Here is a 14,045-nt window from a genome sequence, read left to right as displayed (position 1 = left end):
GCCGCCCGCGTTTTCAGATAGCTGCCGACGTCTTGTGTTGCGGCAACCAAAGCGCGAGCAAACCAGCGATCACGCCACAGACGGCGGCCACCTCTAGCGGCGCCGCGGCGCCGCAGTGCGCCGCGACCGGGCCCAGCGCGATGACCGCAAGCGCACCGATCGCGTTCGCCAACCCCAGGGCCAAGCCCGAACCGAAAGAGCGATTCTCCGGCAATATATCCTGGGCGATTAGGATGGTCAGCGGCAGGGTCGAAAACAGCGCAACACCCAGCGCCGCCAATACCAGCCACAGCCAAACGCCGTCGAGCAGGACAAACGCGACAAGCAACGCGCTCGATATGAGCATGGCGGCGACGAGGATCGGGCGCGTCGGCTTGGAATCGGCCAGGCGGCCGCCGCCGAGATTACCGATCACGCCCACGACCATGAGCACGGTAATGAAACTCGCACCCGCCGTGAGGCCGCCGCCCGCCTGGGACCACAGCACCGGCACGAACGTGATGACGGTGAAGATGATCAGCGCGCGCAGCGCACAGAACAGCACCAGCCCGGTGAGCGGGCCGGCGTGTGCACGCCAGGCGATCGGCGTGGTGTCGGCCTGGCGCCGCGCCAGACTCGGCGCCCAGTGCCACAGCAAAGGCAGGGTGAATAGCGCGGGTATCGATAGCAGCCAGAGGTAGCCCATGCCGATATGAACCACTACCAGGCTGGCCAGTGCGGGCCAAACGCCCCGTCCGATTTCGCCGCCCACCAGAAAAAATGACATCGCGCTGCCTTGGCGCTCGTGCGCGAGTAGGCGCACACCGGCAAGCGCTTGCGGATGAAACAGCGAGTTGGAAATGCCGATGAGCACGAGCACGCCGATCAAGGCGCTCGGCGTCTCGACGAAACCGATCATCGCGCCGCCGGCAGACGAACCCAACAGGCCGAGCACAACGAAGGTGCGCCCACCGAATCGATCGCCAAGCAGTCCGACCAGAGGCTGCAATCCCTGACCAACCAGCAAGGCCGCCATGATGGTGCCCGCCAGACTCACGGACAGCTGCATCTGAATCAGCAATGCAGGCAGAATGCCGGGTAGAAAAGTCGCCGCACCGTCGTTGAGAAAGTGCGACCAGCTCAAACCCAACAGGCGGCGATCGGCACTATCGCCGCTGCCAATGGTATACGCCACCCTCGCTGCCTTTTACCAATGCATGATGCAGCGAAGCCTACGTTTGCCGGCGCCCTCAGGCAACCACGGCCAGGACCCGCGCATGGGCGCGCTTGTTAGAGCATGCCAACCTGGAGCTTGGCCGCGTCGCTCATCATTTCCATGGTCCACGGCGGATCGAATACGAGTTCGACACGCACCTGGGCAATGGTGGGCACCATCTTCACCTTGTTGCGCACGTCGTCGACAAGGATATCGCCCATGCCGCAGCCGGGCGCGGTCAGCGTCATGTCGATATCCACGATCCGCGCCTGCGGGTCGCTGTGGTCGAAATCACACTGATAGACCAGGCCGAGGTCGACCAGATTGATCGGGATCTCGGGGTCGAACACGGTGCGCATCTGTTCCCAGACCATGGCTTCGACATCATCGTTGCCGGCACCTTCAGGCAGGCGCAACGGTTCCGGGGGCTCCTGGCCGATGGCGTCGGCGTTTTCACCGGCAATACGAATCAGGTTACCGGCAATATAGACCGTAAACGAGCCGCCGAGCGCCTGCGTGATATTGCCGTGTGTGCCCACCGGGATTTCGACCGTATCGCCGGCGGGAATCAGCACCGCCTCGCAGTCGCGCTGGAAGGTTACAGGTTCATTGGAGGGCATCTGCATGGCACGATACCTGCGTTGATGTATATCAACATAGTCTACCAACCGCATTGGTACCTGTCCGAAAGCCTGTAGCGCGGTTTGCTCTGATACGATTGCGCTTATGAAGAAATCCTTGCTGGTCGTGGCACACGGCAGTCGCCGTCAGGCCTCCAATGATGAAGTACGCGCGCTTACCGAACGCGTGCGCGCGGAATCCAACGAACGCTTCGCGGCGATCGAGTGCGCGTTTCTGGAACTGGCGGAACCGTCCATTCCGGATGGGCTGGAACGTCTGATCGCCGACGGCGCCGCGCATATCACGGTGCTGCCTTATTTTCTGGCCGCCGGCCGTCACGTGATCGAGGATATTCCCGAAGAAGTGTCCACGACCCAAAGCAAGCATCCGGATGTGCATATCGAGATCGCGCCCTATCTGGGTACGTCGGAAACCATGCCGCGGCTGTTGCTCACCATGCTGGCCGATAGCGCGGCCACCAGCGTCTAGATGATGGATCGTATCGCCGATAACCGTCGTTTCTGGTTGTTGCTCAATCTGCTGCTGCTGGTTCTGCACGGCTTTGGCGTGTATTGCTACGTCGCCGCAGGCTTTGCCCACCCGGTTACCCAGCTGTGGGCCATCGTACTGCTGATTCATATCCTCGAATTCCCACTGGCCTTCATTGCGGTACAGGGCCGCAAGGTCGGCTGGGGTACCACCATCATGGCGACGTTCATATTCGGCTTTACCTGGTGGGTACCCACGCGACGGGGTGTCTTTCATGCGTGAGTCGTTCAATGCCACACGCGCCGCGCTGGTTTGCGGCGTCGCCGTCGCTCTCGTATCGCTGACCGGCGCCGTTTTTCCGCCCGGCCTCTGGTACGAACAGCTCAACCAGCCTGCCGGCACGCCACCCGATATCGCCTTCCCGATCGCCTGGACGCTGCTCTATATCGCCATGGCCGTCGCCGCCTGGCGGGTCTGGCGCGCCGCCGGCATCGGCCGTGCGCTGGCGCTGTTCGTGGCACAGCTGTTGCTCAACGCACTCTGGATGCCGGTGGCATTCGGTGCCCATGCGCTGGTCTGGGCGCTGATAGTGATCGTCGCCCTGTGGCTGGTACTCGCCGCCACGCTCGCCGCATTCTGGCGTATTGACCGGCTCGCCGGCATGCTGCTCGTGCCCTATCTGGCTTGGGTCAGCTATGCCGTCTATCTCAACGCCGGACTGTTGTTCTTGAACTGAAACAGCTTGTAAACCGCCTATTGGCGTCGTTCTTTTCACCGACCTAGGAGTTGTTCATGGCTTTTGTCGACAAATACGGCCCCTGGGCTCTGATTACCGGCGCATCGGCCGGCATCGGTGCGGAATTCGCACGCCAGATCGCCGCCAAGGGTTTGAACGTGGCTCTGGTCGCCCGGCGACGCGAGCGCCTGGAAGCACTCGGCGAAGAACTCGAATCAGAATACGGCGTGCGCAGCCTGGCCATTGGCGCCGATCTCTGTAGCGACGATTTCCTGAGCACGATCACCGAGGCACTGGGTACCCGCCATGTCGGGCTGCTGGTCAACAATGCCGGTTCCGGCATGACCGGCGAATTTCTGGATCACGATCTAGACGACGAACTACAGATGCTGGCGCTCAACTGCCGTGCGCCGTTGGTACTTGCCCATCATTTCGGACGGCGTATGCGCGACGACCGGCGTGGCGGCATCATCATGCTTGCCTCGGTGGCCGGCATCGTACCCACCCCGATGTTCGCCAACTACAGCGCCACCAAGGCCTGGAACCGCTTTCTCGGCGAAGGTCTGCATGAAGAACTGGCACGCGACGGCGTCGATGTCGTATCGCTGTGCCCCGGTCTAACGCAGAGTGAGTTCTTCGAACATGTCAACGTCGACCCGAGCAACTGGCCCGCGCCCATGCGGGCCACGATCATGAGCGCCGAAGACGTGGTCAAGGCCGCACTCAAAGGGCTTGGCAAACACTCGCAGGTCGTGCCCGGCCTGTCTTATCGCATGCTCATGCGGCTGTCGCGACTGTCTCCCGGCTCGCTCACGCCGTGGATGATCGATCGCGTCATGCGTTTCGCGCTGCCCAAGTCCTGACAGGGCACCGCCCGCGACGGCCGCATTAAGCGGCCGTGCGTTTAACGCAAATCCATTGTGCGGCAACGAATTGCCGCAACGTGTGCGCGTTCAGGCGACAAAAGCGCGCCCACGCACGGACTTACCTCGACCAAGCATTCCAGTGGCTACGCCATAAATCGAATTGAGCTCAACGTAATTATGAATGCATAATTCAAAATGAGGAGTGCAGCATAACGAGAGCGACAATGGCCGAACAGACACTGGCGCGCGAACACGCCGCCGATACTCCAGTCCGCAAGCGCGGGAACGCACGCATATCGCAGCCCAACCGGCAATCGCCGCTGGAACGACGCCTGCGCAACGAACTGCAGGCGGAGGTGCTGTTCGACGATTTCTCGCGCGGGCGCTACAGCACCGATGCGTCGATATACCAGATGCGCCCCTTCGGCGTGGTCGTGCCGCGCACCCAGGCCGACATCGTCGGTGCCCTGGGGATCGCGCGTGGCGAAGGCGTGCCGGTGCTGCCCCGCGGCGGCGGCACGTCGCAGAACGGCCAGACCGTCAATGAAGCGCTTGTTCTCGACACCAGCAAGTATCTGGATTCGCTGGTCTCGCTCGACGTCGAAAACCGCATCGCCACGGTCGAGCCGGGCATCACCCTCGATGCGCTCAACGCCAAACTCGCCCCGCACGGGCTGATGTATCCGGTGGATGTGTCCACCAGCGCCCGCGCCACGCTCGGCGGCATGGCGGGCAACAACAGTTGCGGCACGCGCAGCCTGCGCTACGGCAACATGGTTCACAACACGCGCGCGCTGGATGCGGTGCTGGCCGACGGCAGCGCCTACCACTTCGGGCGTATCGACGACGCCGAGGCCATGGCCAAGGCCGAGCCCGCCTACCGCGCGCTCGCCGAGAGGATGAGCGCGCTCTACGCACGCGAGGCCGACGAGCTGGCGAAGTATTTTCCCGAGGTGAATCGCCGCGTGGGCGGCTACAACCTCAACGAGCTGGCCCCGAACCGGCCGGATCGCGCGCCCAATCTGGCCCGGCTGTTGGTGGGCTCCGAGGGCACGCTCGGCTTTTTCCAGCAGATCGAGATCGACCTGCAGCCCACGGTCAAGCACAAGGTGCTGGGCGTATGTCATTTCCCGACTTTCCGGGCCGCCATGGAAGCCGCGGCGCCGATCGTGGCGCTCCATCCGGCCGCAGTGGAACTGGTCGACGCCACGCTCATCGAGCTCGGGCGCGAAATCGATATCTTCCGCCCGGTCATGGAGCGTTATATCCGTGGCCGCCCCGAAGCCGTGCTCCTGGTGGAATTTTCTGGCGAGAACTTTGACGAACAGAAGGCGCATCTCGCGAAGCTGGTCGAACTGATGGGCGACCTGGGCTATCCCGACGGCGTGGTCGAAGCGCTTACGCCGGCTCAGCAAACCGAGATCTGGGGCGTGCGCAAGGCCGGGCTCAACATCATGATGTCGATGAAGGGCGACGGTAAGCCGGTGTCCTTCATCGAGGACTGTGCGGTACCGCTCGCCGATCTGCCGGACTATACCGAGCGGCTGACCGAGGTTTTTCACAAGCACGGCACCGAAGGCACCTGGTACGCCCATGCCTCCGAGGGCTGCCTGCACGTGCGCCCGATCATCAACCTCAAGGACCCGGAAGGCGCGCCGAAGATGCGCGCGATCGCCGAAGAAGCCTTCGCTATGGTGCGCGAGTACAAGGGCTCGCATTCGGGCGAGCACGGCGACGGTATCTCCCGTTCCGAATTCCACGAGTCGATGTACGGCAAGCGCCTGATCACGGCCTTTGAAGAAGTCAAGCAGACTTTCGATCCGACCGGGCTGTTCAATCCGCACAAGATCGTGCACCCGCTGCGCATGGACGACACCCGACTCATGCGCTTCAATCCCGACTACAAGACCATTCCGATCAAGACCGCGCTCGACTGGTCGGCGCACGGCAGCTTCGCCTCGGCGGTGGAGATGTGCAACAACAACGGGGCGTGCCGCAAGTTCGACGCTGCGGTGATGTGCCCGTCCTATCGTGCGACCAAGAACGAACGCGACGTGACCCGCGGGCGCGCCAACTCGCTGCGTCTGGCCCTGTCCGGCCAACTCGGCGACGACGCGCTGACCTCGCACGAGATGTACGACACGCTATCCAAATGCGTGAGCTGCAAGGGCTGCAAGCGCGAATGCCCGACCGGCGTCGACATGGCCAAGATGAAGGTGGAATTCCTTCACCACTATCACGCCCGCCACGGCCGTAGCCTGCGCGACAAACTCATCGCCCACCTGCCACGCTATGCACCCAAGATCGCCTGGCTCGGCTGGCTGCTGAATCTGCGCGATCGTATTCCGGGGCTGGCCAAGCTCAGCGAAAAGATCATGGGTATGTCGGCACGCCGCCCGTTGCCGGTCTGGCATGCTCGCCCGTTTCGCGATACGAATTCGGTCGGCGACGCCACCGCCGGCGAGGTCGTACTCTTCGCCGACACTTTCAACCGCTGGCAGGAATCGGACAATCTGCGCGCGGCGATCGAGGTACTGGTCGCTGCCGGCTATCGCGTGCATATGGCCCAGCCCGAGAACGGCGGCCGACCGCTGTGCTGCGGCCGCACCTATCTCTCGACCGGCGATACCGACAACGCGCGCGCCGAAGCCGAACGCACGATGGCCGCGCTCATGCCGTATGTCGAACGCGGCGTGCCGGTGGTCGGCCTGGAACCCTCGTGCCTGCTGACACTGCGCGACGAATTCCACTCGCTGCTACCCGGGCCGGATGCCGCCCGCCTGGCCGACAACGCCTTGCTGTTCGAGGAATTCCTGGAACGCGAATGCGCCGCCGAGCGCGCCACGCTCGAACTGGAAAGTCTGGGCGGCGAGCGCGTGCTGCTGCACGGGCACTGCCATCAGAAAGCGTTCAATGCCGTATCCCATGTCGAGCGGCTGCTCAAGCGCATCCCCGATGCGCAGATCGAAACCATCGCCTCGACCTGCTGCGACATGGCCGGTGCGTTCGGCTACCAGGCCGAGAACTACGATACCTCGATGGCGATCGGCGAACTGGGCGTGCTGCCGGCCGTCCGCGAAGCCGGCAACGATGTGCATCTGGTGGCCGACGGCACCAGCTGCCGGCATCAGATCCGCGATGGCGCCGCGCGCGAGGCCGAACACGTGGCGGTACTGCTCGCCCGCCAGCTCAAGCGGCGGGCAACAAGCTGAACGCCCGCGCGGCGACGGTCTGTTACCGTCTCGCTAATTGAAACAATCACCCGCGACCCTCGGTGCAGATATGCGCCGAGGGTCGGTATTGGCAGTTACGGCATGGACAAGATCAGACAGGGTTCTCTCTACGGTGAAGCGGCCCATCGCATCCGGGCGATGATCAAGGATGGCCAGCTGAAACCCGGTACGCGGGTGCCCGAGAAGCAGCTCTGCGAACAGTTCGGCATTTCGCGTACGCCGCTGCGCGAGGCGCTCAAGGTGCTGGCCTCGGAAGGCTTTGTGGAACTACTGCCCAACCGCGGCGCGCGCGTGGTCAAGCTCACGCGTCGCATGCTCAAGGACACGCTCGACGTAATGAGCGCGCTCGAGGGTCTGTCTGGCGAACTCGCCTGCCAGCACGTGAGCACCGAAGAGATCGAAACCGTACGCCAGCTACACGCGCGCATGATTGCCCACTACGAAGCCGGCGATCTAACCGCCTATTTCGAGATAAACCAGCAAATCCACGAGGCCCTGGTCGCCGGCGCACGCAATCCGGTGCTGGCGGAGACGTACCACAACCTCAACGAGCGCGTTCGCCGTTTTCGGTTTTCCGAACGTATGTCACCCGAGCTCTGGGCCCAGGTGGTCGACGAACACGAACAGATCGTCGTCGCCCTTGAAAATCGCGACAGCCGAGCGATGGGCAATATTCTGCGCGGCCATCTCAAGCACAAGCTGGACCGCGTGGACGCGGACACGGTGGACGACGACAATCCGAGCGCCGACGCACTCGCCAACTGAGCGCGGTCGTAGCATGGCGTTCAATATACCGGCCGAGGTCGGCATGCATATCACCGCGGTCGATACGCCGTGTCTGCTGGTCGATATCGATGCGCTGGAGGCCAATATCGCGTATCTCGCCGACTTCGCACAAAGGGCCGGGGTACGCCTGCGCCCGCATGCGAAAAGCCACAAGAGCGCGGATATCGCCGCGCGCCAACTCGCCCAAGGCGCGGTCGGCCTGTGCTGCCAGACCGTGAGCGAGGCCGAAGCCATGGTGCACGCCGGCGTGCGTGATGTACTCGTATCCAACGAAGTGGTCGCGCCGCGCATGATCGATCGACTGGCCGCACTCGCCGGTGACGCGCGGGTGATCGTCTGTGCCGACGATGCCGACAACGTGGCCGCTCTCGAGGCCGCCGCGGCCCGCTTCGCAACCCGGCTCGACTTGCTGGTGGAAATGGATGTCGGTGCCGGACGCTGCGGCCTCGCACCGGGCGAGCCGGCCTGTAAGCTCGCCCGCTCGATCGCGGCCTGTACGAACCTGCGCTTCGCCGGCCTGCAGGCCTACCACGGCCCCGCCCAGCACATCCGCGACCACGCCGAACGACGCGCGGCCATCGATGCGGTGGTCGGCCTCACGCGCGACACCGTCGAGCGCCTGGCGCGCGAAGGGCTGACTTGCGAGATCGTTGCGGGCGCCGGCACCGGCAGTTTCGACATGGAAGCCGCCAGCGGCGTCTACAACGAGTTGCAATGCGGTTCCTATGTCTTTCTCGACGCCGACTACGCGCGCGTAGCCGCCACCAACGGCGCCGGCCTGCCCTTCCGACACAGCCTGTTCGTCCTGGCCCGGGTGATCAGCAAGACGCGCGCCGGTCGCGCGGTTTGCGATGCCGGGCTGAAATCGCACAGCGTGGATTCGGGCTTGCCGACCGTCTTCGACAGGCCAGGCGTGACTTACACCGGCGCCTCCGACGAGCACGGCCAGCTCGACGATCCACGGGACACGCTCACGCTCGGCGATACGCTGCGCCTCGTACCCGGGCACTGCGACCCGACGGTCAACATGCACGACTGGCTCGTCGGCTTTCGCGGCGACCGCGTGGTTGCACTCTGGCCGGTGACCGCGCGCGGCATGAGTCTGTAGCGCAATCCGAACCGGGCAAGCGCGGCCCGGATTGAGCCGCACCGCCCAGTCAACGAGCCTAGCCGACCGCCCCGCGCTCGCGCAGTTCGGCCAGACGCCCGGCGTCGATACCCATATCGGCCAGCACTTCCTCGGTATGTTCGCCGAGCAACGGGCTCGGGCGACGGATCTGCTGCGGCGTGGACGAGAACTTGCTCGCAAAGCCCAGCGTCTTCACATTGCCGGCCGTCGGATGTTCGAATTCCTGGACCATACCGCGCTCGATATAGTGCGGGTCCGACAAGGCCTGCGAAAAGGTGTTGATCGGTCGGTACGCCCGCGGCGTCGCAGCGCTGGCGCCAGGTATCCGTGTCCTCGTCCGCAAAGGCCTCTTCGATGAGCGCTTCAAGTTCCTCGACGTTACGTCCGCGATCGCTGTTCGTGGCAAAGCGCGAATCGTCGATCCATTCCGGCTTGTTCACCACATCGTTGCAGAAGCGCTCCCAGGTACGCTGGTTGGCGCAGCCGAGCATGAAATAGCCGTCGCGCGTGGCCAGCGCCTGGTACGGCGCGGAGACTCGATGACGCCAGCCGGTGGGCTGCGGCTCGCGGCCCTCGCCGAAATAGGCGGCCGCCTCCCAGGTGAACCACGGGATGCCGCACTCGCCGATAGCCACATCCACCTGCTGGCCTTCGCCGGTCTTCTGCCGATGGATATAAGCCGCCAGGATCGAGTAGACCGCAGTGATGCCGGCGCCGATGTCGTAGACCGCTACGCCGGTCTTGAGCGGTCGCCGCCCCGGCTCGCCGGTCATCGACATCAGCCCGGTTGCGCCCTGGGCGACCAGGTCGAAGCCGCCCTTGTTGGCGTAGGGCCCGGTCTGACCATAGCCGGAGATGGACGCATAGATGATGCCCGGGTTGATCTGCTTGATGCTTTCGTAGTCGACCTCGAGCGACTGGGTCACGCCGGGGCGGTAGTTCTCGATGATGACGTCGGCCTGGCGCGCCATGTCATAGAACAGCTCGCGCGCCGCCGGGTCCTTGAGGTTGAGCGCCACACTGCGCTTGTTGCGGTTGATCTGCATGAAGCAGGCCGACTCGTCCTCGATGTAGGGACCCATCTGGCGCGAATCGTCGCCGCCCTTGATCTTTTCGATCTTGGTGACGTCGGCGCCCATATCGGCGAGCACCATCGTGCAGTAGGGTCCGGCCATGATCTGCGAAATGTCGAGCACGCGCAGCCCGTCCAGCGGTAGACTCATCTTAAGTTTCTCCGTATCTAGCGGCCTTGCCAGGTGTACTGCCGCTTTTGCATGAATGCGTCGACTGCGCCGTGAAAATCCGCGCTCGTGTAGCAGGACCGAATCAGATCTTCGCCGTCTTCCGGCGCGATACGTCGGGCTTCGTGGATACGCTGAATCGCGGCCTTGGTGGCGGCCACGGTCAATGGCGCCATCTGTGTGAGGCGCTCGGCGATGGCGTCGACCTCGGCCTCGATTTCGCGAGCATCGAATACATCGTTGACCACGCCCGCGGCAACGCACTCGTCGGCCTTGAACAGCCGCGCGAGCATGAGCATCTCCTTGGCCTTGGGCGTGCCGAGCAAATCGACCAGCCGCGCGAAGTTGGCCATCGACAGACAGTTGCCGAGCGTCTTGGCGATGGGGATGCCGAGCTTGAGGTTCTGGTCCGCATAGCGAAAATCGCAGGCCAGTGCGATGGCCGCGCCGCCGCCCACGCATACGCCCTGCAGCAACGCGATCGTCGGGCGCTTGAGCCGTTCGAGCCGGCCGACCACGCGATCGATGCGCTGTTCGTAGGCCACGGCATCGTCGCCCGACTCGAAGTCGCGGAACTGGCCGATATCGGTGCCGGCCACGAAGGCCTTGCTGCCGGCGCCGCGCAGCGTGACCACGCGGATATCGTCGTCGGCGTCGATCTCGTCACAGACCGATTCGAGCCGGTCGTACATCGCCCAGTTCATGGCGTTGTGTACGTCGGGCCGGTTGAACACGATCGACGCCTTGGCGCCGGATTTCTCGAACAGCAGTTCGTCGGTTGCCATGATCTTCTCCCGATCAGTAGCCATAGACCAGGTGCACCAGCGCGAGCGCAATGGTCGGCACATAGGTGTTGATCATCAGCAGCGCGAACAACACGCCGATGAACCACAGGTTCACGCGGCTGGTACGCCAGACGTCGGCCTTGGCGATCGAGCAGGAGGTGATCAGCACGCTGGCCACCGGCGGCGTCTGCTGGCCGATGGCGAGATTGAGCGTCACGATCAGGCCGAAGTGCACCGGATCGATACCCACCGCGTGGATCAGCGGCATGACGATCGGCACGACCAGGATGATCGCCGCGGCCGAGTGCAGGAACATGCCCAGAATCAGGAAGAACACATTCAGCAGTGCCAGCACCGCGTAGGTATTGGTGGTAATGCCCTCGATACCGGCAGCGAGCTGCTGCGGCAGCTGGGCTTCGGTGAAATAGTCGCCAACCAGCGCGGAGGCCGCGACCAGAAGCATCACAACCGCGGTCTGAACGCCGCCCTCGAGGCAGGCCTTGTAGAGCTTGCTCAGATTCAGTTCGCGATAAATCAGACCACTGATGAGCAACGCGGCGACCACGGCCAGTGCGGCGCCTTCGGTGGCGGTCACGAAACCGCCGAAGATCCCGCCGAGCACGATCACCGGAATGGTCAGCGCCCAGAACGCGTGCTTGAACGCTTCCAGCAACCGTGACAGGCGGAACTTGTCCTCGACCGGATAATTGTTCTTGCGTGCCAGGTAATACGCCATCAACGCCAGGCCGAGCGCGCCGAGCAGACCCGGAAAAACGCCGGCGATGAACATCTTCACCACCGACTCCTGCGCCATCACGGCATAGAGAATCATCGGGATCGATGGCGGCAGGATGATGGCCAGGCTCGCCGCCGACGACGAGATCGCCGCCGAGAATTCGCGCGAGTAACCGCGCTTGCGCATCGCCGGGATCAGTACGCTGCCGAGCGCGGCCACGCCGGCCACCGCCGAGCCCGAGATCTCGGCAAAGAAGATTGACGAACCGATGGTCACCAGCGACAGCCCGCCGCGAATAAAGCCGACCATGGCCGAGGCCAGATCGATCAGCCGGCGCGCGATACTCGAAGCATTCATGATCGCGCCGGCGAACACGAACAGCGGGATCGCGAGCAGCGGGAACGAGGTCGCACCGTCGTACATGGTCAGCGCCACGTTCGGCAGCGCCATCGCCCCGTAGCTCAGGTACATGCCCGCGGCGCCGACCACGGCAAGCGCCACGCCAATCGGCACATTGATCAAAATGAGGGCCAACAGGCCCAGCAGCATGAAAGTAATCGCCATGTCAGCGCTCCTGCGTCGCGTCGCGGCGCGCGATTGCGCTGTTCTCTTCTATCGCCTCGGCGGACTCCGGCATTTCCTCTTCGAGGTCGGGCTCATGCACGAAGCCGTTGCCACGAGCACAGGCAAGCGTTTCCGGGAAACGCAGCAGCTCGGCCACAATGAACAGCACGGAGGCGATCGGAATCACCTACTGGGTCAACTGTTGCGACACCGACGGCAGGCTGACCAACGAACTTCCTTCGAGGATCACCATCACCTGATAGCCGGTCCAGGCCAGCAGCACGAAGAACGCGATCGTGAAAACTTCAGCGACGACGATCACCGGTACCCGCAGGGCCGGTGGCATCATGTTGACGATATTGGGGCAGGTGATATGCGCGCCCTTGCTCGCCGCAAGCGCGCCGCCATAGTACGTCAGCCACGCCAGGCCGGTGGCGGCGACTTCGCCCGTCCATGACATGGGCATATTCATCAACCGGGACGCAAAGCCGGCGGTGACCACGAGCGCAAGCGCTATCATGAGCACGACGACAATCGCTTCCAGCACCCGGTCGAGACTCGCCCGAATGACCGCTAGTGTCTTCACGAGAAATACTCCATAACAGATGATCGATTCACAGCGGGGCTCACACCGCGGCCGGCCGTGGGGCCGAGGCCGCGGTGTAGCGTAGTCGGACTACTCGTCCTTCAGGCTGCGGACCTCTTCGATCATCGCCGCGCCGTCTTCGACCTCCTCCTCGAACGCCTGATAGATCGGCTTCGAGGCATCGACGAACGCCTGACGGTCGATATCGTTGACCTTCATGCCCTCGTCCTTGAGCTTGGTGAGCAACTCATCGTCGAGCTGGGCGCCCATCTCGAGTGCGACCGGCTGCATATCTTCGGCGGTCTGCGCCAGAATCTGGCGTACGTCATCGGGCAGGCGCTGCCAGCTGGCGCCGGTGAGCACATAGGCCGGCGTATAGACGTGGCGCGACAGGGACAGATAATCCTGCACCTCGTAGAAGCGTGCCGGATAGATTTGGGCCAAGGGATTTTCCTGACCGTCGACCGCGCCGGTCTGCAGTCCGACGAACGTCTCGGAGTACGGCATGGGCGTCGGATTGGCGCCGTAGGACTTGAACATGCGCACGCGCCACTGGCCGTTCGGCGTGCGTAGCTTGATGCCGCGCAGGTCTTGCGGCGTGTTGATCGCACGCTCGTTGTTCGTGATGTTGCGGAAACCGTTTTCCCAGATGCCAATGATCTTGTAATTCTGGGACTCGGCGGCCTCGTCGAGCTTGCCGCGAATCAGCTCGCTTTCGCGGATACGCGACATGTGCTCGCGATCGGCAACCATGAACGGCATTTCGAACAGCGCGAACGACGGCGCCACCGAACTCATCACGGTAGACGGCAGTGACATATCGATCGTACCCAACTTGAGTTTGCGCAGCATCTGGGTATCGCTGCCGAGCTGGCTGGAGCCGTAGACCCGCACTTCGGCCTTATCGCCGAGCTTTTCATTGGCGCGCTTGGCGAATTCGGTGGCCACCTTGTCCATCAGCGACCCAGGCTGGCCCACATGCCCGAACTTAATCGTCTCGGCGGCCCGCGCGTTACCGATGGACGCGGTTGCAACACCCAATGCCGCAACCACGCCCACTAGGGCGTGTTGCCGTTTC

The 14,045-nt window shown here is 63.5% G+C and carries 14 protein-coding genes and 1 pseudogene; 7 read left to right on the top strand and 8 right to left on the bottom strand.

Annotated features, from left to right (window positions below; all coding sequences use genetic code 11):
- Positions 1–13: 13 nt before the first annotated feature.
- Positions 14–1,174, bottom strand: a complete 1,161-nt coding sequence (locus SSPSH_RS06230; RefSeq protein WP_006912818.1) for an MFS transporter — start codon at positions 1,172–1,174, stop codon at positions 14–16.
- 95 nt (positions 1,175–1,269) lie between these two features.
- Positions 1,270–1,821: a putative Fe-S cluster assembly protein SufT gene (gene sufT / locus SSPSH_RS06225; protein WP_006912817.1), complete on the bottom strand. Its 552-nt coding sequence runs from the start codon at positions 1,819–1,821 to the stop codon at positions 1,270–1,272.
- Between the two features lie 100 nt (positions 1,822–1,921).
- Here sufT and SSPSH_RS06220 point away from each other — a divergent pair, with 100 nt between their 5' ends.
- The 7 genes from SSPSH_RS06220 to SSPSH_RS06190 all read left to right on the top strand — a co-directional run bounded on the left by SSPSH_RS06220 (position 1,922) and on the right by SSPSH_RS06190 (position 9,034).
- Positions 1,922–2,305 carry a sirohydrochlorin chelatase gene (locus tag SSPSH_RS06220; RefSeq protein ID WP_006912816.1) on the top strand — a complete coding sequence of 128 codons (384 nt, stop codon included), beginning with the start codon at positions 1,922–1,924 and terminating at the stop codon, positions 2,303–2,305.
- Positions 2,306–2,587, top strand: a complete 282-nt coding sequence (locus tag SSPSH_RS06215) for a hypothetical protein (protein ID WP_006912815.1) — start codon at positions 2,306–2,308, stop codon at positions 2,585–2,587.
- The gene (locus SSPSH_RS06210) at positions 2,580–3,041 is read left to right on the top strand and encodes a TspO/MBR family protein (RefSeq protein WP_006912814.1); all 462 of its coding nucleotides are present in this window, start codon (positions 2,580–2,582) and stop codon (positions 3,039–3,041) included. Before SSPSH_RS06215 ends, SSPSH_RS06210 begins: the two co-directional genes overlap by 8 nt.
- Positions 3,042–3,097: 56 nt before the next feature.
- Positions 3,098–3,904: an SDR family NAD(P)-dependent oxidoreductase gene (locus SSPSH_RS06205; protein ID WP_006912813.1), complete on the top strand. Its 807-nt coding sequence runs from the start codon at positions 3,098–3,100 to the stop codon at positions 3,902–3,904.
- A gap of 227 nt (positions 3,905–4,131) precedes the next feature.
- Positions 4,132–7,119, top strand: coding sequence for an FAD-binding and (Fe-S)-binding domain-containing protein (locus SSPSH_RS06200; RefSeq protein ID WP_006912812.1), 2,988 nt, complete (start codon positions 4,132–4,134; stop codon positions 7,117–7,119).
- Between the two features lie 102 nt (positions 7,120–7,221).
- Positions 7,222–7,905, top strand: a complete 684-nt coding sequence (locus SSPSH_RS06195; protein WP_021031497.1) for a GntR family transcriptional regulator — start codon at positions 7,222–7,224, stop codon at positions 7,903–7,905.
- 13 nt (positions 7,906–7,918) lie between these two features.
- On the top strand, positions 7,919–9,034 hold the full coding sequence (locus SSPSH_RS06190; RefSeq protein WP_040607640.1) for a DSD1 family PLP-dependent enzyme: 1,116 nt from the start codon (positions 7,919–7,921) through the stop codon (positions 9,032–9,034).
- A gap of 58 nt (positions 9,035–9,092) precedes the next feature.
- Here SSPSH_RS06190 and SSPSH_RS19845 read toward each other — a convergent pair.
- From SSPSH_RS19845 to SSPSH_RS06165, 6 genes and pseudogenes are all read right to left on the bottom strand, one after another.
- Positions 9,093–10,278, bottom strand: a pseudogene (locus SSPSH_RS19845) (CaiB/BaiF CoA transferase family protein).
- A gap of 17 nt (positions 10,279–10,295) precedes the next feature.
- Positions 10,296–11,081 carry an enoyl-CoA hydratase/isomerase family protein gene (locus SSPSH_RS06180; protein WP_006912809.1) on the bottom strand — a complete coding sequence of 262 codons (786 nt, stop codon included), beginning with the start codon at positions 11,079–11,081 and terminating at the stop codon, positions 10,296–10,298.
- Positions 11,082–11,094: 13 nt separating this feature from the next.
- Positions 11,095–12,381 carry a TRAP transporter large permease gene (locus tag SSPSH_RS06175; RefSeq protein ID WP_006912808.1) on the bottom strand — a complete coding sequence of 429 codons (1,287 nt, stop codon included), beginning with the start codon at positions 12,379–12,381 and terminating at the stop codon, positions 11,095–11,097.
- 1 nt (position 12,382) lies between these two features.
- A complete protein-coding gene (locus tag SSPSH_RS19160) occupies positions 12,383–12,568 on the bottom strand; it encodes a hypothetical protein (RefSeq protein ID WP_006912807.1) in 186 nt (61 codons plus the stop codon).
- Positions 12,569–12,967: a TRAP transporter small permease gene (locus tag SSPSH_RS19155; protein WP_006912806.1), complete on the bottom strand. Its 399-nt coding sequence runs from the start codon at positions 12,965–12,967 to the stop codon at positions 12,569–12,571.
- 90 nt (positions 12,968–13,057) lie between these two features.
- Complete coding sequence (locus SSPSH_RS06165) at positions 13,058–14,026, bottom strand: TRAP transporter substrate-binding protein (RefSeq protein ID WP_040607639.1); 969 nt, start codon at positions 14,024–14,026, stop codon at positions 13,058–13,060.
- Positions 14,027–14,045: the final 19 nt, after the last annotated feature.

Source organism: Salinisphaera shabanensis E1L3A (assembly GCF_000215955.2).
In the GTDB taxonomy this organism is placed as follows: Bacteria; Pseudomonadota; Gammaproteobacteria; order Nevskiales; family Salinisphaeraceae; genus Salinisphaera; species Salinisphaera shabanensis.
Note: the sequence above shows the minus strand (reverse complement) of the source record. Positions and strands in the feature narration are given on the sequence as shown.